Source organism: Streptomyces sp. NPDC087845 (assembly GCF_044742755.1).
In the GTDB taxonomy this organism is placed as follows: Bacteria; Actinomycetota; Actinomycetes; order Streptomycetales; family Streptomycetaceae; genus Streptomyces.
Map to the genome: position 1 here is coordinate 1 of NZ_JBIUVC010000011.1, position 23,973 is coordinate 23,973.

The 23,973-nt window shown below is 73.1% G+C and carries 17 protein-coding genes; 5 read left to right on the forward strand and 12 right to left on the reverse strand.

Features of this window, described 5'->3' with window-relative positions; genetic code table 11:
- Nucleotides 1-191 precede the first annotated feature (191 nt).
- Nucleotides 192-1,163 carry an EamA family transporter gene (locus ACIOMQ_RS26605; protein ID WP_362208349.1) on the reverse strand — a complete coding sequence of 324 codons (972 nt, stop codon included), beginning with the start codon at nucleotides 1,161-1,163 and terminating at the stop codon, nucleotides 192-194.
- Nucleotides 1,164-1,290: 127 nt separating this feature from the next.
- On the opposite strand from ACIOMQ_RS26605, the gene ACIOMQ_RS26610 reads away from it, so the two are divergent.
- A complete protein-coding gene (locus tag ACIOMQ_RS26610) occupies nucleotides 1,291-2,199 on the forward strand; it encodes a LysR family transcriptional regulator (RefSeq protein WP_362208346.1) in 909 nt (302 codons plus the stop codon).
- A 175-nt stretch (nucleotides 2,200-2,374) separates the two neighbouring features.
- Nucleotides 2,375-4,240, forward strand: coding sequence for a glycoside hydrolase family 3 protein (locus tag ACIOMQ_RS26615; protein WP_402190680.1), 1,866 nt, complete (start codon nucleotides 2,375-2,377; stop codon nucleotides 4,238-4,240).
- A gap of 133 nt (nucleotides 4,241-4,373) precedes the next feature.
- On the opposite strand, the gene ACIOMQ_RS26620 is transcribed toward ACIOMQ_RS26615, so the two are convergent.
- Entirely contained in the window at nucleotides 4,374-5,843 is a 1,470-nt protein-coding gene (locus tag ACIOMQ_RS26620) for a S28 family serine protease (protein WP_402190683.1), read from the reverse strand.
- Between the two features lie 98 nt (nucleotides 5,844-5,941).
- Nucleotides 5,942-6,367, reverse strand: a complete 426-nt coding sequence (locus ACIOMQ_RS26625; protein WP_362208336.1) for a hypothetical protein — start codon at nucleotides 6,365-6,367, stop codon at nucleotides 5,942-5,944.
- Nucleotides 6,368-6,542: 175 nt separating this feature from the next.
- On the opposite strand from ACIOMQ_RS26625, the gene ACIOMQ_RS26630 reads away from it, so the two are divergent.
- Complete coding sequence (locus ACIOMQ_RS26630) at nucleotides 6,543-7,046, forward strand: hypothetical protein (RefSeq protein WP_402190686.1); 504 nt, start codon at nucleotides 6,543-6,545, stop codon at nucleotides 7,044-7,046.
- Between the two features lie 21 nt (nucleotides 7,047-7,067).
- Here ACIOMQ_RS26630 and ACIOMQ_RS26635 read toward each other — a convergent pair whose 3' ends face one another.
- Nucleotides 7,068-10,880, reverse strand: a complete 3,813-nt coding sequence (locus tag ACIOMQ_RS26635) for an ABC transporter ATP-binding protein (protein ID WP_402190689.1) — start codon at nucleotides 10,878-10,880, stop codon at nucleotides 7,068-7,070.
- A 233-nt stretch (nucleotides 10,881-11,113) separates the two neighbouring features.
- The gene (locus ACIOMQ_RS26640) at nucleotides 11,114-12,061 is read right to left on the reverse strand and encodes a serine hydrolase (protein ID WP_362208329.1); all 948 of its coding nucleotides are present in this window, start codon (nucleotides 12,059-12,061) and stop codon (nucleotides 11,114-11,116) included.
- A 209-nt stretch (nucleotides 12,062-12,270) separates the two neighbouring features.
- Between ACIOMQ_RS26640 and ACIOMQ_RS26645 the strand changes: the two genes are divergently transcribed.
- The gene (locus tag ACIOMQ_RS26645) at nucleotides 12,271-12,642 is read left to right on the forward strand and encodes a hypothetical protein (protein ID WP_401941132.1); all 372 of its coding nucleotides are present in this window, start codon (nucleotides 12,271-12,273) and stop codon (nucleotides 12,640-12,642) included.
- Between the two features lie 88 nt (nucleotides 12,643-12,730).
- Here ACIOMQ_RS26645 and ACIOMQ_RS26650 read toward each other — a convergent pair whose 3' ends face one another.
- From ACIOMQ_RS26650 to ACIOMQ_RS26660, 3 genes are all read right to left on the reverse strand, one after another.
- On the reverse strand, nucleotides 12,731-14,416 hold the full coding sequence (locus ACIOMQ_RS26650; protein WP_402190691.1) for a thiamine pyrophosphate-binding protein: 1,686 nt from the start codon (nucleotides 14,414-14,416) through the stop codon (nucleotides 12,731-12,733).
- Complete coding sequence (speB, locus tag ACIOMQ_RS26655; RefSeq protein ID WP_362208320.1) at nucleotides 14,413-15,381, reverse strand: agmatinase; 969 nt, start codon at nucleotides 15,379-15,381, stop codon at nucleotides 14,413-14,415. Before speB ends, ACIOMQ_RS26650 begins: the two co-directional genes overlap by 4 nt.
- A 78-nt stretch (nucleotides 15,382-15,459) precedes the next feature.
- Nucleotides 15,460-16,935, reverse strand: a complete 1,476-nt coding sequence (locus tag ACIOMQ_RS26660; RefSeq protein ID WP_401987965.1) for a sodium:solute symporter — start codon at nucleotides 16,933-16,935, stop codon at nucleotides 15,460-15,462.
- A gap of 121 nt (nucleotides 16,936-17,056) precedes the next feature.
- Here ACIOMQ_RS26660 and ACIOMQ_RS26665 point away from each other — a divergent pair, with 121 nt between their 5' ends.
- Entirely contained in the window at nucleotides 17,057-18,550 is a 1,494-nt protein-coding gene (locus tag ACIOMQ_RS26665; protein WP_401268155.1) for a PucR family transcriptional regulator, read from the forward strand.
- Between the two features lie 57 nt (nucleotides 18,551-18,607).
- Here ACIOMQ_RS26665 and ACIOMQ_RS26670 read toward each other — a convergent pair whose 3' ends face one another.
- From ACIOMQ_RS26670 to ACIOMQ_RS26685, 4 genes are all read right to left on the reverse strand, one after another.
- Nucleotides 18,608-19,828 carry a lanthionine synthetase LanC family protein gene (locus ACIOMQ_RS26670; protein WP_402190694.1) on the reverse strand — a complete coding sequence of 407 codons (1,221 nt, stop codon included), beginning with the start codon at nucleotides 19,826-19,828 and terminating at the stop codon, nucleotides 18,608-18,610.
- Nucleotides 19,829-19,930: 102 nt separating this feature from the next.
- Nucleotides 19,931-20,074, reverse strand: coding sequence for a hypothetical protein (locus ACIOMQ_RS26675; protein WP_362208310.1), 144 nt, complete (start codon nucleotides 20,072-20,074; stop codon nucleotides 19,931-19,933).
- A complete protein-coding gene (locus ACIOMQ_RS26680; RefSeq protein ID WP_402190697.1) occupies nucleotides 20,038-22,908 on the reverse strand; it encodes a lantibiotic dehydratase in 2,871 nt (956 codons plus the stop codon). Before ACIOMQ_RS26680 ends, ACIOMQ_RS26675 begins: the two co-directional genes overlap by 37 nt.
- Complete coding sequence (locus ACIOMQ_RS26685) at nucleotides 22,909-23,742, reverse strand: thiopeptide-type bacteriocin biosynthesis protein (protein WP_362208305.1); 834 nt, start codon at nucleotides 23,740-23,742, stop codon at nucleotides 22,909-22,911. It abuts the gene before it with no gap.
- Nucleotides 23,743-23,973 lie beyond the last annotated feature (231 nt).

Here is a 23,973-nt window from a genome sequence, read left to right on the forward strand (position 1 = left end):
ACCGGCGCGTTCGTCGCCTTCCTGGCGCTGACCGGCCGACTCCAGCCATCCTTCTACGCGGCCCGGACCGTCCCTCACCCCGCATCGACCCGCAGACTGTAAGTGCGTGTTCTGCGGGCCCGACCACGGGCCGAGCCACCAAGGCCCGGACCGGGGGCGCCGATCGGGGTCCGGCGGTGCGCCTGCGCCTGTCACCGGCCGGCCGCACCGGACCCGTGGTCTCCCGCGGCCGCCAGTGCGCCGGCCTTCGGGCCCGCATCCGCGTCAACCGCCGCGTCCGGCTGCGGCGTCGCCGTCGCACCGGCCCGGCGCGCCCCGGCGAGCGAGGTGAGGGCCACCCCGCCCACCAGCAGCGCCGCCGCGCACCACCGCAGCGGGCTCACCGACTCGCCGAGCAGGAGCGCGGCCGAGGACATCCCGAAGACCGGGACGAGCAGGGTGAACGGGGCCACCGAGGAGGCCGGGTGGTGGCGCAGCAGGAAGCCCCAGGCGCCGAAGCCGAAGACGGTGGTGATCCAGGCGACGTAGACGATGATGCCGACGCCGCTCCAGTCGAGGGCGGCAAGGGCGTCGGCGTCGCGGTCCCAGCCCTCGAAGAGGAGGGACAGGCCGAGCAGTGGCAGCACCGGCACGGTCGACACCCAGACCATGAAGTTGAGGGAGTCGGGCGGGGATGCCTTGCGGGTCAGCACGTTGGACACGCCCCAGCAGGCCGCGGCCACCAGCACCAGGACGAAGGCGAGCACCGGCCCGCCCGCGCCCTCGTCGATCGCGGCCACCCCGATCCCCGCGAGCGCCACGCCCATCCCCCACACCCGTGTCCTTCCCGGACGTTCGCCGAGCGCCAGGGCCGCGAAGAGGGCGGTGAAGACCGCCTGGACCTGGAGCACGAGGGAGGAGAGGCCGGCGGGCATGCCGCGGTCCATGCCGATGAAGAGCAGCCCGAACTTCGCCACTCCGAGGACCAGCCCGACGCCCGCGATCCACTTCCAGGCGACCTTGGGCCGGCCGACGAAGAAGACCGCGGGCAACGCGGCGACCAGGAAGCGCAGGGCGGAGAAGAGGAGCGGCGGGAAGTGCCCGAGACCGACCTCGATGACGACGAAATTGACACCCCAGACGGCGGCGACCAGCGCGGCCAGGGCGATGTGGAGGGGACGCATGCACCGAGGATCACCCGCCCCGACCATGTAGCACCAGCACGGTTTTCTTCATGGTGGAATTGAGCATCGCTAACGAATCACCAAGGGGTCCACGCGGGATCGGCCCCTCGCCCTCCGGGAGGTTCCGGTGCTCGATCTGTCCCGGCTGCGCGCCCTGCACGCGGTCTTCGTCCACGGTTCCGTGGCGGGCGCCGCCGCGGCGCTCGGCTACACCCCGTCGGCGGTCTCGCAGCAGATCACCAAGCTGGAGCGGGAGACGCGCACGACCCTGCTGGAGCGGCAGGGGCGCGGTGTCGCACTGACCGAGGAGGCGCTCCATCTCGCCGCCACGGCCCAGCAGTTGCTGGCGATCGTGGAGCGTGCGGAGACCACACTGGAGGAGCGCCGGGGGCTGCCGACGGGACGGCTCTCGATCGGCGCGTTCGCGTCGGCGGCGCGCGGGCTGCTGCCCGGTGTGCTGGCCGGGCTGGATCGGGAGCACCCGGCTCTGGACGTGCGGATGACCGAGGTCGACCCCCACCTCTCGGTCGACCTGGTGGCCAAGGGCGTGATCGATGTGGCGGTCGCGCACGACTGGGACATCGCCCCGCTGCCCGCCCCCCAGGGCGTGGCGCAGGCGGTGATCGGTGACGACCGGTGCGATCTGCTGGTGCCCGAGGGCCACCGGCTCGCGGGGCGGGACGCGGTGCGGCGGGAGGAGCTGGCCGAGGAGCGGTGGATCTGCCAGCCGCCGGGCACGGTCTGCCACGACTGGCTCGTACGGACGCTGCGCGCGGCGGGTTACGAGCCCGACATCCGGCACCAGGCGGAGGAGAACCACACCCAACTGGCCCTGCTCGCCGCCGGACTCGGGGTCGCGATGATCCCCCGGCTGGGGCGGGGGCCGCTGCCCGTGGGGGTGGTGGCGGTGCCGCTCGATCCGGTACCGGTGCGCCGGCTGTACGCGCTGTGGCGCACCGGGGCGGCGCGGCGGCCCGCGATCACGGCGGCGGTGTCGGCGCTCCAGGCGCGCGGGGCCGCGGTGGGACTGGGGTAAGGGCTGTCCCGGATTCGCCCGCTCGCCCGGACTGGGCCGCGTGGCGCATGCGGGCCGCACGGCCCCGAAACGGTCCGGACCCTTGACCGGAAGTTATTTTCTGTATATCCGTGCTCCTTGGAAGTTTCTTTCACCACCCCCCTCTCGTCCCCCGAGTACGGCCGAAGGAGCTCACGTGCACCACCGCACCTCCAGACGCACCCTCCTCACCGCCACCGCCGCGACCGCCGCAGCCGCCGTCACGGGCGGGGTCCTCGCCCCCGGCGCCGTCGCCGCCCAGAGGTCCGCCGGCAGCGGGCCCGGTGCCGGGCACCACACCTCAGCCGCCACCACCAGGCGCCTCAAGCGGCTCATCTCCCGGATGAGCCTGGAGGAGAAGGTCGGGCAGCTCTTCGTGATGCGGGTGTACGGACACTCCGCCACCGAGCCCGACCAGGCCGACATCGACGCCAACATGGCCGAGATCGGGGTCCGCACCGCCGCCGAGATGATCGCCAAGTACCACGTCGGCGGAATCATCTACTTCGCCTGGGCGCACAACACCCGCGACCCGCACCAGATCGCCGACCTCTCCAACGGCATCCAGCGGGCCGGTCTCGCCGGCCCCACTCCCCTGCCGCTCCTCGTCTCCACCGACCAGGAGCACGGCATCGTCTGCCGCGTCGGCGAGCCCGCCACCCTGATGCCGGGCGCGATGGCGCTGGGCGCGGGCGGTTCGCGCTCCGACGCCCGCCGGGCCGGGCAGATCGCGGGCGCCGAACTGGCCGCGATCGGCATCAACCAGAACTACGCCCCGGACGCCGACGTCAACGTCAACCCGGCCAACCCGGTGATCGGCGTGCGCTCCTTCGGCTCCGACCCGCAGTCCGTGGCGGGGATGGTCGCCGCCCAGGTGAAGGGGTATCAGAGCAGCGGCATCGCCTCGACGGCCAAGCACTTCCCGGGCCACGGCGACACCAGCACCGACAGCCACACCGGCCTGCCCGTCATCCGCCACACCCGGGAGCAGTGGGCGGAGCTGGACGAGCCGCCGTTCCGGGCCGCGATCGCCGCGGGCATCGACTCGATCATGACCGCGCACATCGTCGTCCCGGCCCTGGACCCGGCGGAGGACCCGGCGACGCTGTCCCACCCGATCCTCACCGGCATCCTGCGCGAGGAGCTCGGCTACGACGGCGTCGTGGTGACCGACTCGCTCGGCATGGAGGGCGTGCGGACGAAATACGGCGACGAGCGCGTCCCCGTGCTCGCGCTGAAGGCCGGGGTCGACCAGCTGCTCAACCCGCCGGACCTGAGCGTCTCCTGGAACGCCGTCCTGGAGGCCGTGAAGAGCGGTGAGATCAGCGAGACCAGGATCGAGGAATCGATCCTGCGCATCCTGCGGCTGAAGACGAAGCTCGGGCTGTTCGACGACCCGTTCGTCAGCCACAGGGGTGTGGACCGCACCGTCGGGACGCGGGCCCATCTCGCCGAGGCCGACCGGATCGCCGAGCGGACCACCACGCTTCTCGCCAACGACGGCGCGGTGCTGCCGCTCTCCCGCCGCTCCCACAAGAACCTGCTGGTGGTCGGCGCCGACCCGGCCTCCCCGTCCGGCACCACCGGACCGCCGACCACCACCCTGGCCGCCGCCTTCGGCGAACTGGGCCACGTGGCCACCGCGTTGTCCACCGGCACCGCCCCCACCAAGGCGGTGATCGGCGAGGCGGTGGCCGCCGCACAGGGCAAGGACGCGGTGATCGTGGGGACGTACAACGTCTCGGCGGCCAGCTCGCAGCGCACCCTGGTGAGCGCGCTGGCCGCGACCGGCATCCCGGTGATCACGGTCGCGATCCGCAATCCGTACGACATCGCCCAGCTGTCCGGGACCGGGTTCGCGGCGAGCCTGGCCGCGTACTCCTGGACCGATGTCGAACTGCGGGCCGCCGCCCGGGTGATCGCGGGCCGCGCCGAACCGGAGGGCACCCTGCCGGTGCCGGTGCAGCGCGCGGACGATCCGGCGCGGGTGCTGTACCCGGTCGGCTACGGGCTGAGGTACTAGGGCGACGCCCGGCACGCACGCTCGCGGCGTTGCAGAAATGCCCTGGAAGAGCCGCGGAAGAGCCGCGGAACCGGGAAAGGGGCCGTGCACGAGCACAGCCCCTTTCCCGGGCACGACACGGCGCGGGGAGCGGTTACGGCCGCAGCCCGCGCTCGTTCATCACGTCGCGCTTGTCGAGCCTCGCGTCGAACGCGGCGAGCGGCTTCGCCTTCGCCGGGTCGTCCCGCACGGCGGCCGGGGCGACGCCCGCCCAGCGCAGGATGGCCGCGGTGGCCTTCGCCTTGTCGTCGTCGGCGAGCCCGGCCACGTTGGAGCCGTGGTTGCCGCCCGCCACGGTCATGACGTAGCTGTCACGGGCGCCCTTCCCGAGCCGGAAGCGCTCCGCGCCCCACGGGTCGTTCTGCCCGTACACGTACAGCATGTGGTGGGCGTGGTGCTTCACCCAGCTGTCGACGTCGCGCATCACCGACGGCTGGAACTTCATCGGGATGGAGCGGGGTACGAAGTTGCGCGGCGGCTGATACCCGTACCGGCTCAGCTTGCCGAGCCACGGCTGCGTGATGCTGGGCGAACCGAGCTGGGTGCCGGCCTGGTAGTAGTACGGGGTGTACGTCTCCAGGCCCTGGTCGGTGTAGGCGGAGAAGCCGGAGATCGAGTCGATCGAATCCCAGATCGCCTGGTCGGGGGCGTTCCGGGCGTCGGCCGGGATGGTGTCGCAGTCGGACAGCAGGCTGTACTGCCAGTACGCCCAGACGTAGTCCATGACGACGGCCTCGTACGCCCGGTCGAGCGAGCCGGTGGTCTTGAAGGTGTAGCCGTTCGCCGCGGCGTACTCCTGGTACTTCTTCTCCAGCGGTTCGCGGCGGACCAGTGCCTCGCGCTGCACACCGTTCAGCTTGTCGCGGCACTCCTTGGTGCCGACGTTGTCGAAGAACCGGTCGTACGCCGAGTCCTCCTTGTTGACCACGTCGTTGGGCGCGACGTACGCGACGACGCCGTCCATGTCCTTGGGGTAGAAGCGCTCGAAGTAGGTGGCGGTCATGCCGCCCTTGGAGCCGCCGGTGGTCAGCCAGTTCTTGCTGTAGATCCGCTTCAGCGAGGTGAAGACGCGGTGCTGGTCGCTGGCGGCCTGCCAGATGTCGAGCTTGGACCAGTCGGCGGGCGCCGGGCGGGACGGGGTGAAGAATCGATACTCCAGAGAGACCTGGTTGCCGTCGACGATCCGGGTCGGCTCCGAACGGCTGGGGTTCGTGGAGACGTTGTAGCCGCTGGTGTAGAAGACCGTCGGGCGGGACGTGTCCTTGTGCAGCAGGGTGATGCGCTGCTGGAAGGTGCCCTTGGACGGGTGCCGGTGATCGATCGGCTGGGTGTAGCCGAGGACGAAGTAGCGGTAGCCCGCGTAAGGCTTCTCCTCGATGAGACTCATTCCCGGGATGGCCAGGATGCGGTCCTTGATGTCCGTGCTCGTGCCGCTGTCACTGCCGGCCGTGTTCCCGAACGCGGTCGGTTCCGCGGCGGTGGCCGCCCCGGCCGAGGCGCCCGTCGCACTCACCGTGCCGATGAGCACCGCCAGCGACAGGAACCCTCTGAGCGCCTTGCGCATGCACCCTCCCCATGATTCACAACAGTCGTCGTGAACCTAGCGGCGCAACACCTGCACCGCCAGACCCTGTTGGCACGGGGAAATCACCGGGCAGGCCGTCAGCAGAGAATCCAGCCCGTGGAACCGGACTTTCCGGAGATCGTGGCCGAGGCCCGGACGCACCGGTTCAGCGCGTGCACCGTCACCGGGCCGGCCTGTGCCGTGTACCGGCCGCTGTCGGTGACGGGGCTGCCGCCGCGCGGCTGGAGCGTCACGGACATCGGGCGGCGCGAGCCCGGCTTCTTGGCGACCGCGACGGCGCAGGCATAGGCGCGGCTCTTGAAGATGCGCAGCTCACCGGTCTTGAACGAGACCGTCCTCGCGGGGCGTCCGGCGCAGGCCGTCGCGGCGTCGGCGCTGTTCGCCGCGGTGCCGGTCAGCACCAGGCCGACGGCGGCCAGCAGCGGCAGGACGAACAGCCGCACAAGCGTCCGGCGCGGTCCGCCGCGTTCGTTCCCGCCGGCCCTTCCGGTCCTTCTGGTCACCAGCCGCCCCATCGTCCGATCGAACACTTACACCCTTGCTCGGCGCACGCGCATACACGTGTACGACGCAGGAGGCCATCCGGAGGTTGCACCCGGCGCGCTCCACCTCCCGGGCAACCGAATCGCCACAGCATGGCTCCCACAGGGCAGAGCCACACGAAAGGCAGGATCCGTCATGCTCCAACTCCGCGACGCCCAGGCTCCGCGCGGCCGGCGCGCCATCGGCCGGACGCTGTTCGCCACCGCTCTCCTCACCGCTGCCACCGCCGTCGCCGTGGTCCCGGCCGGCGCGGCGGCCCCGCAGGCCCCGGCGGCCGCCGCGCCGGCCCACAGCGCCGGCGCCCCGGCGTACCAGCAGGTCGCCCACTTCTACGGTGCCTACATCGACGCCGTCACGGCGGAGGGCGGCGGCAAGCTCGCCACCGCGCTGAGATCCTTCTACCTGACTCCCCGTCTGCGCACCCAGCTGGACGCCTGGGAGCGGCACAACCACGCGGACGGCGTGCTCCGCGCCCAGAACACCCCGCTCGCCTTCCGGGTCACCCCGGGCGAGAGCGGCGCCGGCCACACCTGGTCGACGGTGCGGCTCACCTGGAGCACCGGCAAGCATCCCACCTACACGTATCTGACCGTGCGGTCGGACCTGCAGACCGGCAAGATCTCCGGCATCGGCGAGTGAACCGGTGGACGGGCCCGCCGCTCACACCCCCGCGGGCTCGTCCTCCCCGATGAACGTGCGCCACAGCACGGCGTAGTGCCCGTCACGGGCCAGGAGTTCGTCGTGCGTGCCGTCCTCGACGACCCGGCCGTGGTCCATCACCACGACCCGGTCGGCGCGGGCGGCGGTGGTCAGCCGGTGGGCGACGACCAGGGTGGTGCGGCGGCCGGTGAGCTGGTCGGTCGCCCGGTTGACCAGGGCCTCGCTGGCCAGGTCCAGGGAGGCCGTCGCCTCGTCGAGCAGCAGGACGTCCGGGTCGACGAGTTCGGCGCGGGCGAGGGCGATCAGCTGACGCTGTCCGGCCGAGAGGTTGCGGCCCCGTTCGGCGACCCCGTGCAGGTACCCGCCGTCCAGGGTGGCGATCATGTCGTGGGCGCCGACCGCCCGCGCCGCCGCCTCCACCTCGGCGTCGGTGGCCTCGGGCCGCCCGTAGGCGATGGCGTCGCGGACCGTACCGGCGAAGAGGTACGCCTCCTGCGGTACGACTCCGAGCCGGTGCCGGTACGCGGTGAGGTCGAGGCGGCGCAGATCGGTGCCGTCCGCCGTGACCCGGCCGCCCGTCGGATCGTAGAACCGGGCGACGAGCTTGACGAGGGTGGACTTCCCCGCGCCCGTCTCGCCCACGAAGGCGACCGTCTGACCGGCCGGTATGCGCAGGTCGACGCCGGTGAGCGCCTCCTCCGCGTCCTCGCCGGAACCGTACGCGAAGGACACGTCCTCGAAGGCGATCTCGCCGCGCAGCGACAGCACGTCCAGCGGTTCGTCCGGGGCGTCGGTGGAGGTCGGCTCCCGCAGGAGTTCCTGGATGCGGCCGAGGGAGACGGTGGCCTGCTGGTAGCCGTCGAAGACCTGGGAGAGCTGCTGCACCGGGGCGAAGAACAGGTCGATGTAGAGGAGGTAGGCGACCAGCGCACCGGTGGTGAGCGTGCCGTTGTCGACCCGGCCCGCGCCGACGATCAGGACGGCGGCGGCGGCCACCGACGACAGCAGCTGCACGAACGGGAAGTAGACGGAGATCAGCCACTGACCGCGGACCCGGGCCTCGCGGTAGTGGTCGCTGCGCTGCGCGAACCGGTCCGCGCCGTCGCGCTCGCGGCGGAACGCCTGCACGATCCGCAGCCCGGAGACGGATTCCTGGAGGTCGGCGTTGACGGCGCTGATCCGTTCCCGGGCCAGTTCGTACGCCTGGACGCTCTTGCGGCGGAAGAAGAACGTACCGATGGCCAGCACCGGCAGCGTCGCGAAGACGACGAGGGCCAGCTGCACGTCGAGGACGAGCAGCGCGACCATGATGCCGAAGAAGGTGACGACGGAGACGAAGGCCGTGACCAGACCGGTCTGCAGGAACGTCGACAGCGCGTCCACGTCCGTCGTCATCCGGGTCATGATGCGGCCGGTCAGCTCGCGCTCGTAGTAGTCCAGGCCGAGCCGCTGGAGCTGCGCGAAGATCTTCAGCCGCAGCGAGTACAGCACCCGCTCGCCGGTGCGGCCCGTCATCCGGGTCTCGCCGATCTGAGCCGCCCACTGCACGAACACGACCACCAGGGCCAGCGCGGACGCCGCCCAGACGGCACCGAGGGCGAGCTGCGAGACCCCCTGGTCTATGCCGTGCCGGATCAGTACGGGCAGCAGGAGCCCGCCGCCCGCGTCGACCGCCACCAGTGCCAGGCTCACCAGGAGCGGCAGCCCGAAGCCGCGCAGCAGCCTGCGCAGCCCGTAGGACTCCTCGGCCCGGACGGCCCGTGCCTCGTCGATGTCGGGTGTGTCGGTGGCCGGCGGCAGTGCCTCGACCTGGGCGAGCAGCTCCGGGGACGCGGGCATGCCGGCCGCCCCGGTGTCACGCGGCTCGTCCTCACGGACCCACAGGTGCGGGCTGATGCCGCGCTCGGCGTCGAACTCTGCATCCAGTTCTTCCTGGAGGGCGCGGTCGTCCTCGGCGGTCGAGTCGGTGGCGACGGCCGGCGGCCGGTGTCCGGGCGAGGTGCCGCCCAGCTCGTCCGGGTCGGTGAGCAGCCGCCGGTAGAGCGGGGAGCGGCGCTCCAGCTCCTCGTGCGTGCCGATGTCGGCGAGCCTGCCGTGCTCCAGGACGGCGATCCGGTCGGCGAGGCCGAGGGTGGAGCGGCGGTGGGCGATCAGCAGGGTCGTCCGCCCGGCCATCACCTGGCGCAGCGCCTCGTGGATCTCGTGCTCGACGCGGGCGTCGACGGCGGAGGTGGCGTCGTCGAGGAGGAGCAGCCGGGGGTCGGTGAGGATGGCGCGGGCGAGCGCGACGCGCTGGCGCTGGCCGCCGGAGAGGGTGAGTCCGTGTTCGCCGACCTTGGTGTCGTAGCCCTCGGGCAGGGCGGCGATGAACCGGTCGGCCTGGGCGGAGCGGGCCGCCTGCTCGATCTGTTCCTGCGTGGCGTCCGGGCATCCGTAGGCGATGTTGGCGCGGACGGTGTCGGAGAACAGGAAGCTGTCCTCCGGTACGAGGCCGATGGCGGCGCGCAGGGATCGCTGGGTCAGCTCGCGGACGTCGTGGCCGCCGACCAGGACGGCGCCGTGCGTCACGTCGTAGAAGCGGGGCAGCAGCAGCGAGACGGTGGACTTGCCGCTGCCGGAGGCTCCGACGACGGCGACGGTCTCACCGGGCTCGATGGTCAGCGAGAACCCGTCGAGGACGGGGCGGTCCTGGGCTCCGCCTCCGAGCTCCTCGTCCGGAGCGGAGCCGGGGCGCAGCGGAGCGTAGCCGAACCGCACGTCGTCGAATTCGACGCTCGCGGGGGCGTCGGCCGGGAGTTCCTTGGTGCCGTCCTTCATGGTCGGCTCGGTGTCGATCAGCTCCAGTACGCGTTCGACGCCGGCCCGCGCCTGCTGTCCGACGGTGAGGACCATGGCGAGCATCCGGACCGGGCCGACGAGCTGGGCGAGGTAGCTGGAGAAGGCGACGAACGTGCCGAGGGTGATCTCGCCGCGGGTGGCGAGCCAGCCGCCGAGGGCCAGCATCGCGACCTGGCCGAGCGCGGGGACGGCCTGGAGGGCGGGGGTGTAGCGGGAGTTCAGCCGGATCGTCCGCAGCCGCCCGGCGAACAGCTTCCGCCCGACCTCGCGCAGCTTGCCGGTCTCCTGCTCCTCCTGTCCGAACCCCTTGACGACCCGGACCCCGGAGACGGCCCCGTCGACGACCCCGGCGACGGCGGCGGCCTGCCCCTGGGCGTACCAGGTGGCGGGGAAGAGCCGGGCGCGGGAGCGGCGGGCGATGTACCAGAGGGCGGGGGCGACGGCGATGGCGACCAGGGTGAGCAGGGGCGAGAGCCACGCCATGATCACCAGGGAGAGGAGGAAGAGCAGCACGTTCCCGATGGTCATCGGGAGCATGAACAGGAGCCCCTGGATCAGCTGGAGGTCGCTCGTGGCCCGTCCGACGACCTGTCCGGTGGACAGTTCGTCCTGGCGCCTCCCGTCGAGGCGGGTGATCGTGCCGTACATCTCGGTACGGAGGTCGTGCTGTACGTCGAGGGCGAGCCGGCCGCCGTAGTAGCGGCGGATGTACGTGGCTATGTACACCAGCGCGGCGGCGGCTATGAGGAGCCCGGTCCAGACGGCGAGTGACCGTGTGTGGTCGCCGACGACGTCGTCGATGATCACCTTGGTGATCAGCGGGACGAGGGCCAGCACCGCCATGCCGGCGAGCGACGAGCCGAGCGCCAGCAGCACATTGCGCCGGTAGCGCCACGCGTAACCGCTCAGCCGCCGGGCCCAGCCGGGCGCGCGCCCCGCGCGCCCCGCGCGCTCCGCGTCCTCTGCTTCCGTCACCGGTGCCTCCCCGTTCGACCTGGTCTACCGGATGGCACCAACGCGGTGGGCAGCGGATTTCATCCCGCCGTTACAAAGACGGGTCCTTCGGCGTAGGGCGGTCCGCCGACCGGCCTACGCCCGGCTGCGTCGAACCGGTGGGACGTGCCCACCCGTCCGGACCGGGGCTGCCTCCCTCGACCGCCGGGCGCGGCGCCGCGTCCGGCGGTCGAGGGAGGCTCCGGACGCGTCCGCTACGACCGCGGCGCCGCGGTGAGCATCCGTACAGCCGGTGCCTCCGGCACCGCGGGCACCGCTTCCTGCGGGGCGGCGGGCGGAGCGACGGTCGCCTTCGCGGTGGCGGCCGGGCTGAGGTCCTTGTGCACGGCGCGGGCGACGGCCTGAACGGTGTTGATGCCGTCGTTCATCGTCTTGTTGTCCTGGGTGAGCACGGTGATCGCGTAGTCGTGCCCCTTGCCCGTGAACGCGCCGACGCTGTGCACCCGCCAGCCGTGGGTGGCGCGCGGCAGCCAGCCGTTCTTGACCTGGACGGTCACCCCGGACGGCGCACCGGTGGGCGTGCCCCAGCGCTGGGAGGAGACGACCTTGCGCATCAGGCCCAGCTCGTACGTCCGCGCGCTGTCGCTCAGCACGGAGTTCTCGGCGGTCAGCAGGGTCAGCAGCCGCTGCTCGTCCTGGGCGGTGATCTGGGTCAGCCCCCAGTAGCCACCGGAGCCGGGCACGGTGTGCGTCATCCCGGCGGCCTTCAGGAACGCCTTGACCTTGGTCGCTCCGAGCTGCTTCCACAGGCTGGTGGTCGCGTTGTTGTCGGACTTGGTGATCATGGCGGTGGTGAGGTTGATCTCGCGCTGGGTGAGATAGCGGTTGTGCTTCTTGTTGTCCCAGAGGAGCGTCGCCAGCACGGTCGCCTTCACGACGCTGGCGGAGTCGTACTTCGTCGTCGCCCGCAGGGAGCAGTTCGTCCGGGTGGTCCGGTCGTAGAGCGCGACGGCCGTCGTGGACTTCCGCCCCTTGAGCGCGGCGGTGATGTCCTTCGACAGCTTGGCGGCCAGCCCCGCCTTGCCGGACGTACAGCTCACCGTCGGCGTCGCGGCGGCGGCGGGCACGGCGCCGAGCGCCACGGGTGCCAGTACGCCTGCGGCGAGCGCGAGGGACACCGCACCCCGCGCACGGCCGGGCATACGGGATATACAAGGCTTTTTCACAGGACATTTCCCCCTTGGTGCATGTACGCGGTGTGCCCCCGGCACACCCGACACTGATGACTTCTGGCGGACGGAAAGGTTGTACGGACGGAAGGGGTCGTACGGCGCGAGCCGGTGTTCCCCTGCCGCGCGGGCCGGGTAGGGATGGCCCCCGTCATCGCAACGGCGCGGAACAGGGAGGAATCATGCCGGACGACCGGCCGACCGACGCCCATCTCTGCGGGCAGCTGTACGCCGCCCTGGAGGTGCTGCAGCGGCTGGGCGACATCGGTTTTCGCGCGCTGGGGCGCGAGGAGTCGAGGCAGCGGGCCGCGAGGAGGCCGCGTACGGAGATGACCGTGCCTCTGCACACGGTCGGCAAGTCCCTGTACTGGGCGCGGCTGCGCGGCCACGGCGCCGAGGCAAGCGCCGTCTTCAGGTCGGTCCCGGACCTGATGCCCGCCGCCAGGGACCTGCCGGCCGCGCTGAGCCCCGATCAGCAGAAGGAGTTCTTCCGGGGCCGGCAGGAGCAGCTGGACGCCATCGCGAAGGCCGCGGCGGAGACCGCCGGCCGCTGAACCGTCCCGTGCCCCCGGCGGCCGGGGGCACGGGACGGGCGGGACGGGCGGGACGGGCAGGTGCCCCGCGGACGCTCCGGCGCGTGCGTCACAGATGCGTCGGCTCGAACATCCTCAGCAGGGCCGGGAGCACGACCACCGAAGGGCCGGGCTCCGCGAGGGACTTCGCCAGGTCGTCGGCGAGCGTCTCGGGGGTCGTACGGACCGCCGGGACGCCGAAGGACTCGGCGAGGGCGACGAAGTCGGGGCGGGCGAGTTCCGTCGCCGTGGCCTCGCCGAAGGCGCCCGTCATGTACTCGCGCAGGATGCCGTAGCCGCCGTCGTCGACGATCAGCCAGGTGACCGGGAGGTCGTACTGGCGGGCCGTCGCCAGTTCCGCGATCGAGTACATCGCGCCGCCGTCGCCGGAGACCGCCAGGACCGGCTTCGTGCGGTCGGCCGCCGCCGCGCCGAGGGCGGCCGGGAAGCCGTAGCCGAGGCCGCCCGCGCCCTGGGCCGAGTGCATCGTGTTCGGGCGGCGGGCGTCGAAGGCGGACCAGGCCCAGTAGGCGAGGATCGTCATGTCCCAGAAGCTGGGGGACGTGTCGGGCAGCGCCTGGCGGACCGAGGCGACGAGCCGCTGCTCCAGGCCGAGTTCCTGGCCGGCGAGCCGGTCGCGTACCGCTTCCAGGACCGCACGGACCCGGTCCGGCGCCGACGGGTCCTCGCGGCGGTCGACCGCGTCGAGGAGGTCGGACAGCGCCTCGCGGGCGTCGGCGTGGATGCCGAGCGCGGGGTGGTTGGACTCCAGTTTCCCGGCGTCGGCCTCGATCTGGATCACCCGGCCGCGCGGACTGAAGGTGTGGTAGTTCGAGGAGAGTTCACCGAGCCCGGAGCCGACGACCAGCAGCACGTCGGCGGACTCCAGGAAGTCCGTCGTGTGGCGGTCCTCCAGCCAGGACTGGAGCGAGAGCGGGTGCTCCCACGGGAAGGCGCCCTTGCCGCCGAAGGTGGTGACGACGGGGGCGTCGGTCTTCTCCGCGAGCGCGAGCAGCTTGCCGGCGGCGTCGGACCGTACGACTCCGCCGCCCGCGATGATCGCCGGGCGCTCGGCCCTCGACAGCAGATCGGCTGCCACGGCGGTCAGTTCGGGGCGGGCGTGCAGGGCGCGCGGGGTGGCGTCCATCGCCGTGACGACGGGCAGGGTGGTCTCGGCGAGGAGTACGTCCTGCGGGATCTCGATCCAGACCGGTCCGTGCGGGGCGGTCAGCGCCGACTCCCAGGCGGCGGCGATCGCCGACGGGATCTGGGAGGCCGTACGGACCGTGTGGACCGACTTCACGACATCGCGGAACGACGCCTTCTGGTCCCTCAGTTCGTGCAGGTAGCCGTGGCGGCCGCCGCCCAGGCCCGCGGTCGGGATCTGGCTGGAGATGGCGAGGACGGGGGCGGAGGCGGCCGCCGCCTCCTGGAGCGCGGCGAGGGAGGTGAGGGCCCCCGGCCCGGTGGAGAGCAGCAGCGGCGCGACCTCACCGGTGATCCGGCCGTACGCGTCGGCGGCGAAGCCCGCGTTGTTCTCGACGCGCAGGCCGAGGTAGGTCAGGGACGAGCGGCGCAGCGCGTCGAACATGCCCAGCGCGTGCTGGCCGGGCAGTCCGAAGACGGTGGTCGCGCCGAGGCCCTGGAGGGTCTCGACGACGAGGTCGCCGCCGTTGCGTCCGGGCGGGGGGTTCAGGGCGGCCGCGACCTGCTCGGGGGTGAGCTGCGGCCGCTCGTCGTGGTGGTCGTGGCTCACTTCGAACGGGCCTCTGCGATCTGGCGGGACATGACCGTCGTCAGCTCGTACGCCGTGTGGGAGGCGGCGACGGAGGTGATCTCGGCGTGGTCGTAGGCGGGGGCGACCTCGACCAGGTCGGCGGAGACCAGGTTGCAGGAGGACAGCCCGCGGACGATTTCGAGCAGCTCGCGGGAGGTCAGGCCGCCGGCCTCCGGGGTGCCGGTGCCGGGCGCGTGCGCCGGGTCCAGGACGTCGATGTCGATGGAGATGTAGAGCGGCCGGTCGCCGATGCGCTGGCGCAGCTGGTCGGCGACCTCGTCGACACCGCGCCGCATGACGTCGGCGGAGGTGACGATGCCGAAGCCCATCTTGGCGTCGTCGTCCAGGTCCTGCTTGCCGTAGAGCGGGCCGCGGGTGCCGACGTGGGAGAGCGCGGAGGTGTCGAGGATGCCCTCCTCGACGGCGCGGCGGAACGGGGTGCCGTGGGTGTACTCGGCGCCGAAGTAGGTGTCCCAGGTGTCGAGGTGGGCGTCGAAGTGGAGCAGGGCGACCGGGCCGTGCTTCTTCGCGACGGACCGCAGCAGCGGCAGCGCGATGGTGTGGTCGCCGCCGAGCGTCATCAGGCGGGCGCCGGTGGCGAGGAGGTCGTCCGCGGCGGCCTCGATCGTCTCGACGGCCTCGTTGATGTTGAACGGGTTCGCGGCGATGTCACCGGCGTCGGCGACCTGCGCGAGGGCGAACGGCGAGGCGTCCTGCGCCGGGTTGTACGGGCGCAGGAGGCGCGACGCCTCACGGATCGCGTTGCCGCCGAAGCGGGCGCCGGGGCGGTAGGAGACACCCGTGTCGAAGGGCACGCCGACGACGGCGACATCGGCGGTGCCGACCTCGTCGAGGCGGGGCAGCCGGGCGAACGTCGCGGGTCCGGCGTACCGCGGGACGCGGGAGGAGTCGACGGGACCGCGCGGCGTTTCGTTGCTGCTCATGGTGGGTGCCTTTCCTTCGGGTGTCATACGTTGTTCAGTGTGCGGGGTGCGACGGCGCGCGGAACACGGGGGCCTTGCTCATGTGGCGACCGGCTCCTCGGCGGGCGCCGGGTCGTCCGCACCGCGCCCCGCCAGCCGCTCGCGCCAGGCGGCGAGTACGGCCGCGTCGGTCGGCTTCGTCGCCAGGGAGACGATCACGTACACCGCGAGCGAGGCCAGAAGCCCGTAGTAGACCGGTTCGTTGGCGAGGATTCCGTACGTCGCCATCAGGCCGATCACGGCGACGCCACCGACCGACACCGCGGCCAGCGCGCCCGCCGCGGTGCCGCGGCGCCACAGCAGACCGCCGAGGATCGGCACCAGCAGCCCGCCGACGAGCAGGTTGTACGCGACGGTCAGGGCCTCGACCACGTTGTTGAGCGCGATGGCGATGGCGATGACACCGACGCCCATGATGAGGATGAAGACCCGGTTGCCCTTCACCTCGTCGTGCGCCTCGTCGGGTGCTGCCCCGCCCCGGGACACCACGCCCCGCAGCCGGGACCAGATGTCGTTGTTGGCGACGGTGGCGCAGGCGATCAGCGCTCCGGAGGACGTGGACATCACGGCGGCCAGTGCGGCGGCCAGGACCAGCCCGCGGACGCCCACCGGCAGTTCGTCCTTGACGATGGTCGCGAACGCGGCGTCGGCGCTGGGCAGCTTGGGGTACATGACCTTGGCCGCGGTGCCGATGACGGCGCCCGCGATCGCGTACACCAGGCAGTACGTACCGGCGACCGTGCCGCCCCAGCGCGCCGTCCGGTCGCTCCTCGCGGTGAACACCCGCTGCCAGATGTCCTGGCCGATCAGCATGCCGAAGGTGTAGATCAGCACGTACGTGAAGATCGTCTCGCCGCCGATGCCCAGCGGGTCGAAGTACTCGGTGGGCAGCTTGGCCTTCATCTCGCTGAAGCCGCCCGCCTTGATCACCGCGATGGGGAGCAGGAGCAGCAGCACGCCGATGGTCTTGACGACGAACTGCACCATGTCGGTGAGGGTGATCGACCACATGCCGCCGAGCGTCGAGTACGCGACGACGATGGTGCCGCCGAGGATGATCGCGACGGTCCGGTTCAGGTCGAAGAGGACGTCGAAGATGGTGGCGTACGCGATGGTCGAGGTGACCGCCAGCATCAGCGTGTACGCCCACATGACGACGCCGGAGATGATCCCGGCCCGGCCGCCGTAGCGCAGGTCGAGCATCTCGGAGACGGTGTAGACCTTCAGCCGGGCGATGCGCGCCGAGAAGAAGACGGAGAGGGCGAGCAGTCCGAGGCCGATGGTGAAGACCATCCAGGCACCGGAGAGCCCGTACTGGTAGCCGAGGCCGACACCGCCGATGGTGGAGGCGCCGCCCAGGACGATGGCGGCCATCGTGCCGGAGTACATCCAGGGACCGAGCCTGCGGCCCGCCACCAGGAATTCGCTCTTGGACTTGGCGCGGCGCATGCCCCACCAGCCCATGGCGAGCATGCCGGCCAGATAGACGATGATCACCGCGTAGTCGACAGCCATGGGCTTCCTCCGTTCCCGTCAGGTGTGCACGTCGTACACGGTGAAGACGGTAGGTGGCCCGCAGGCGGCGCTGAAGTGTACGTTTCATCCATCATCGCAGCCACTGATGGATGGACCATCCATGCCGGAAGCCTCGTCCGGGTTCACCCCGCCCACTCCCCCGTCCGCCGTCTCCCCCTCCGCTCCCCCCACACCCCCGATCCGGCTGACCGAGCTGCTCGCCCGTGAGGAGCTCCGGCTGCGCCGGATCGCGGGTCCGGCCGAGGCGGATCTGCTGTGGGTGCACACCTCGGAGATGGCCGACCCGTACCCGTATCTGCTCGGCGGTGAGCTGCTGCTGAGCGCCGGGGTGCTGCTCAAGGACCCGGACGCCTATGTGGCCCGGCTGATGGAGGCGGGGGCCGCGGCGCTCGGTTTCGGGGTGACGCCGGTGTTCGACACGGTGCCGCAGGCGTTGATCGAGGCGTGCGACCGGCAGGGTCTGCCGCTGGTGGAGGTGCCGCCCGAGACGCCGTTCACGGCGATCGCGCGGGCGGTGTGGCGGCTGATGGCCGAGGCCCGGCACCGCGAGCTGCGCCGGGTGACCCGGGCGCAGCAGGCCCTGGCCACGGCGGCGGCCCGGCCCGACCCGGTCCCCGCGGTGCTGCACCAGCTGGCGGCCCAGCTGGGCGGCCGGGCGGTGCTGCTCGCCGCGGACGGGGAGGAGCTGCACACGGCGGGCCGCCGCCCGGCCCCCGACGTCGGCGCGGCGCTGGCCCGGCTCACCCGGGTGGTCTCCGCCGTGACGCGCCCCGCGCCGACGTCCGCCACCGACACGGTGCGCGACGCGCACCTGTCCGCGTACGCGCTGGGCGGCGGCCAGGGCCTCGTCCTGGCACTGGCGACGGACCGGCGCGAGGCGAGCGACCACACCATCGCCGGGGTGGCGGTCGTGCTGCTCTCCCTGCTGGCCGCCCCGCACCAGGGCGCGGACGCGGCGGGCCGGTCCGCGGCCCTCGTACGGCTGCTGCTGGGCGCGGACCCGCAGGACGTCGCCCCGCTGCTCGGTGGCGCCGAGCGGTGGACGGTGGTACACGCCCGCCGCAGCGGCGACGGCCCGGTGGACCCGCTGACCGCCGGAGCGCTGGGCGCCGCCCTCGGATCGGCCCTGGTCGACGCGGGCCGGGGCGGCGACGCCGTCCGGGTGCTGGTCCCGGGCGACGAACGGATCACTCCGCAGCCCGGCTGGACGCTCGGCGCCTCCGCCCCCGCCCCCATCACCGCACTCGACCTCGCCGACGGCCAGGCGTCCCGCGCCCTGGGCCGTGCGGCGGCCACCCGCACCCCGCTGGCCCACCACCACGCCGGCCCCGGCCTCGGCCTGACCGCTCTGATCCCGCCCGACCAGGCGGAGGCCCACGCCCGCGCCCTCCTCGCCCCGCTCACCGACCCCCTGGCCGAGACCCTGCGCTGCTGGCTGAGCCTGCACGGCAGCTGGGACCGCACGGCCACGGCCCTCCAGGTCCACCGCAACACGGTCCGCCAGCGCATCGCCCGGTGCGCGGCGCTGCTGGACATGGACCTGGACGACATGGACGTACGGACGGAGCTGTGGTTCGCGCTGCGGCAACGGTGACGGGCGGAGTGGGATGGATCGGGATAAGGCGCGGCGGGGCGGGGTGCGGATGTGCCGCTATCGCAGGCCGAGGCAGGGCAGCCAGTCGCGTGAGGTGCCGTGGGTGACGGTGAGGAGGACGCTCAGGGCGCCCGGGGCTCCGTCGAGCAGTGAGGTCCGCGCGCCCGGGGCTCTCCCGGGCGGGGTGGTCCGGGGTCCGCCGGAGGCGAGGGCCGCCGGCAGCCGGTGGTTCAGGTGCTCGACCAGACGGGCGCTGAGCGTCGCCGCGGCCGGCAGGCGGGCCCACCGGTGGAAGGCGTCCGCCACCGCCAGCACGCCCGCGGCTCCGTGGCACAGCCCGAGCCGGTCCGTCAGGGGATCGCCGAAGAGGTGGAAGTCCTCGTCGTACCGCTCCGCGAGGGTGGTGAACGCGGCTGCCGCCCAGTCGGCCGTCACCCGGTCCCCCAGCGCGTCGGACGCGTCCCACAGCGCCCAGGTGATGCCGGGGGCGCCGTAGCACCACGCCTGGCGGGCCCGTGCCCCGGCGGGCGGCGGGCCGTCGAGCCCGGCGCCCTCCCAGCTCCGGACGGACCGGGCGTCGTCGAAGGACTGCCGCACCAGCCAGTGGGTGGCGTGACGCAGGGGGGTCAGCAGCCGCGGGCGCGGCCCGACGCGGCGGACCGCGGCGGTGAGCCCGGCGGTGAGCCCGGCCACGCCGTGGCCCATCCCGGTGTTCACCCGGCCCTGCAACCAGCCCAGAAGCGGGTGGCCGAGGTACTGGCCGGTGCGCAGCCGGCGCAGGTCCCCGCGGTCGCAGAGCACGGCCAAGTGCTCCGCGAACGGCCGGAGTTGACCGCGTGTGGGCTGCGGTGTACCGGCACAGAGCGCGAGGAGCGTGCCGGACGGTCCGCTGATGAGGTCGTAGTCGGGCAGGCCCACGTCCGCCGTCCGCCAGGGGCGCGTCGAGGCCCTGTCCAGCAGGTGGTCGCGGAGCCGGTCGGCGGCGCGGTGCAGCACGGGGTGGATGCGGGCGCCCAGTCGCAGGCCGACGAGGGTTCCGGCCAGCCCGCCGTCGTACAGGCCGTTGTGGCAGGGTCCGCGGCCGACGGTCCGCGCCCACGCGGCCACCGCACGTCCGGCGGTCACCACCGCGGCCGGGTCGTTCGTCTCCGCGAGCAGCGAGGCCAGTACGGGGATGCCGGGGTCGGACGTCGCGCCCCGGGCCTCCAGGAAGTCGTCGAGGATTCGGATGGAGATGTCGAGAGCCGCACGGTGCGGGGCGTGGCCGCGTGGGGGCATCGGGCCTCCTCGTCGGGGAGCCACCCGGAACCGGTCCGGATGGCTCCGTTCAACTCAGCGGTGGACGCGTGACGTCCGGACGGGCGCGGTCATCCGGTGGCATCAGCCACAGATGACCGAGCCGCACACGATGATGGTGCACAGGACGCTGTAGCTGCCCGTCGCCGCGGGCAGCTCGGTGCCGGTGATCCTCTCGTCCAGTTCGTCGATCAGGGTGTCGAGGTCGGTGAGTTCCATGGTGGACATGGTGCTTCCTCCTGTTTCCTTGGTGTTCCTTGTTGGGTGTTGGCCGCCCCGGCAGCCGCCGCACCGGGTGCGGGCGGGCCGGGGACGTCGTGGATGAGCGCGGCGGCGGACGCCGCCAGCTCCTCGGCGGTCCGGTCGAAGGGGAGCCTGAGCAGCAACCCGGCGGCCACCGGTTCGCCCCGGTGCAGCGCGTCGCGCAGCACCGGCCCCTGCGGACCGGGCAGCATCTCCTCGAAGACCAGCTCGTCACCGGGCAGCGCGGCACAGGCCCGCTCGATGACGTTCAGCGCGGTCAGCGCGTCGAGGTCGACCGGTACCGGCTTGGCGTCGAACGCGGGCCGTACGAAGCAGAATCGCGGCAGGCCGGCGGACCGCCTGAGCGAGGCGAGCACCCGCACCCGGTCGAGGTCCCCGTCGTCCCGCCGCCACAGGCGGGCGCGGGGTACCCGCCACGCGGCCGGGGAGACGACCAGGTCCGTGCCGACCGTGAGCCGCGGCGTGCGGGTGACGGCGGGCTGCGCGGGAAAGGCCGCGGCGAGACCGCCCAGGCAGAGAACGGTCCCCGCCCAGGGGTGCCCGGCGGACAGCAGCAGCCGCACCAGCCGGTCGTACGGCGGCATCGGGTTGCGGGTGGCGTGGTGGACGGGCACCACACGCTCGCCGTCCGCCTCGGCGATGATCCGGTGGCCCGAACGCCGCAGGGTGATGCGGTCCAGCGGCAGGTAGCGCTGTTCGGGTCCACCGGGCCCGAAGTACGCGGACGGGTTGGGATCGCCCGTCCACCAGCGGGTGATGACGGGCCGTCGGACGGTGTTCGCGGCGTGGTCCGTGACCGGCGGCACCAGCAGTTCGACGAACCGCACACCGGATCGCCGCTCCACGGCGGCCAGGAAGTCCCGGTAGGCGTCGACGGTGTCGTAGCCGCCGTGCAGGGCCTGGAGCGCTTCGGCGAACCGGGCGTCGATGATTCCGGCGGGCGAGGCCGTCTCCAGCACCGCGACCGGTCCCGGGCCGGACAGCGGGCGCAGCAGGCAGTCCAGCGGCCAGGGCGGCACCGCGTCCTCGGCCGGCGGCGCTCCGAGGGCGTCCAGGAGGTCGTCGTCCACGTCCACCCGCGCCTCGTCGCGGCGGGAGGCGAGATGGGCGAGGAGCCGGGCGTATCCGGATCCCGGGCTGCGGGCCGGGTGCCATCGCGGGTAGCTGCGCGGTCCCGGTGCCGGGGACGGCGCCTGCTCCGACGACAGCAGAGCGGTGAGGATCTCGCCGACCGGTCGCGGACGCCCGTCCAGCTGCTCGGTACCCGGCGCGGGCGCCCGCGTACCCGCCGGCGCCGCGCCGCCGTCCGCCCCGCGCAGCCCGGCCAGGCGATGGGCGGTCCGCAGCGCGCGCTGGACGCGGGCCGCGGCCTCGGCGGGTACGCGGGCGTCCAGGCGGCGGTAGGAGTCGAGGAACCAGCCGTCCGGCTCGCGGCCGCCGGGGCCGGTCCCCGTACATCCGGGCAGTCCACCGACTCCGGCCCCCTGGGCGGCCGGGGACCAGCCGCTGTGCCGACGGCGCGGGGCCACGCAGGACTGGAGCACGCCCAGGCCCACCAGGTGGGCGAGGAAGCCGCGCAGCACGACGGGATCGGCGGCCGGCAGTGCGCCCTCCAACTCCCCCAGCGCGCACGGCCCTTCGGCGAACAGCGTGAGCAGCAGATCCAGCAGCGCGGTGCGCCGGACCGCGATCTGCCGCAGCCGTCCCGGCACGCCCGGATCGATCACGTAGCAGCGCAGCGTTCCGGGCGTTCCTGCCTCGCCACCGCCGTCGGTGAGGTACAGCGGAGCGGGCGCGAGCAGGGTCGCAGGGTCGGCGGTCCGCAGGTCCGGCGCACCGGACCGGGCACGTACCTCGTGGACGTTCTCCATGGCGGTGGCGGCCAGCGCGTCCAGCGCGGCGCCACGGACGAGGAGCCGGGCACCGGTCCCGTCCGCCCCGCTCCCCTCCGCGCCATTCCTTTCCGCGCCGCTCCCCTCCGTACCGTTCCTTTCCGCTCTGCTCCCCTCCGCATCGTTCCTCTCCGCACCGGCCCGGTCCGCCGCTGCGCCGGTGGCCGGGCCTGCGGGGCCGGACCGTGGTCCCGGACGGCCGACCGGGACCATGGCGACCTGACCGACCCAGCCCCTGGGCGTGGTCTTCGCCGCCGCCCGGCCCACGATCCGCCACAGATGGGCGGAGCGCTTGCGCAGCCGCTTCCCGCTCCACGGCTCGCCGGCGGCCAGGCGCGTGGTCACCTCCTCCGCCAGCCCGGGAGTCGCGGTCTCCAGGAAGGCCCGCAGTACCGGGTCGGACGTCACCAGCTCCCAGGCCAGCGCCGCCACCCGCGCACGCTCGTCACCGAGCGCCCGCTCCAGCTCCGCCCGGGCCGCCGGTCCCGACTCGGCCGCACGGCACAGCTCCCCCGCCTCCCGCACGAGCGGCCCGGGTACGGCGGACAGCCCCGCCAGGAACCCGCAGTCCGCCGGACCGGGCGCCGCACCGGAGTGCAGTCGCCGCCGGAGCGCCAGCACGGCACGGCGCTCGGCGCCCGTCAGCCGCGGGTCGGGGACGACGGGCCCCAGCCGTTCGGCCAGGCGCCGGGCGTGCGCGGACTGCCGCCCGACGGTGTCGGCGTGCTCGACGACCCGGTCGAACAACCCCGAACCGCCCGCACCGGTCCACGCCGACCAGGGGACTCCGGAGGCGCGCACCAGGGCGGTGCCGCCCAGGACCCGGCCGCCGATCGCGTCACGCGGGGCACGGGCGTTGGTGCCGGGTTCGGCGGGGCCGGTGTCGTTCCGGGCCGTCCCGGTCATTCAGTCCACCGCCCCGTCGCAGGCCAGGGCTTCGGTGACCAGGCTCTGCCGGGCGTACGAGAGCCGTCCCCGGTTCCAGTGGAAGATCACGGCGTGGGCGGCAGCGCGGCGCGGGCCGCGCGCGGCGTCTCCGGATTCGAAGTAGCCGGTCCGCCAGCGGTCCGCGGCCCGGCGCACCGCCTCGCCATGAAGCTCCTGCGCCGTACGCCAGGCCTCCGGCACACCGTCGAGCAGCCGGGCGCGAGGCTGGTCCCAGTAGGTACGGATGCCTTGGGCGGCCCGGCGGAGCGCGTCGTCCCGCAGGCCGCCGGGAAGGGTGCGTCCGGTGTCGGTGCGCACCGCCTCCCAGACGCCCCGGTGTTCCCAGCCGACGATGTGCAGGCCGTCGAACATCTCGCGGAGCAGGGTGAGGGAGAGCCGCCAGTCGGGCGGTGCCTGCCCGTCGCCGTTCCCGCGCCGTACGTGGTGGTCGAGCCAGGCCAGCGAGTCCGCCGTGAACAGCTCGTGCACCCACGGCATGGAAGCGGGACCGCCGAAGAGATAGGACTCCGGCTCGTACACCACGCACACCGGCGGCCCGGCCAGCCCGTCGAACCTCCCGATCCGGTCCAGGAGTTCGGCCCGCAGCGCCATGGTGCCGTCCGCTCCGGACGCCTGGAAGCGCACCCGCAGCCCCGGCGGCTTGTGCATGAAGAAGAAGGCGCGCGCGGTGTGCGCGTCGAGGAGGTCGTGTGCGGTACCGACGAGCCATGCGTACACGCCCGGCCAGGATCGCGACCGCGGGGCCAGGTTCACCTGTACCCAGCTCGCCTCCGGGTGCTCCACCCCCAGCATGAGACCTCCGTGTGTCGTGGGTCCGGCACGGCAGGGCGTCTCACGGACCGCGGCATGCCGCCGCGGACTCGCTCAGATGTCGTGAGCAGCCCCTGGTTCGTTCTGCCTGATGTCGTCCTGATGCCGCCCGCGGATTCACGCGCTGTGCGCGGAACGCCCGTGGCGCCTGCCGGTCGAGCCGGGTGCGCCGGACGGAGATCGGAATTCTCTTGCCCTGGTGAGGGCCCGATC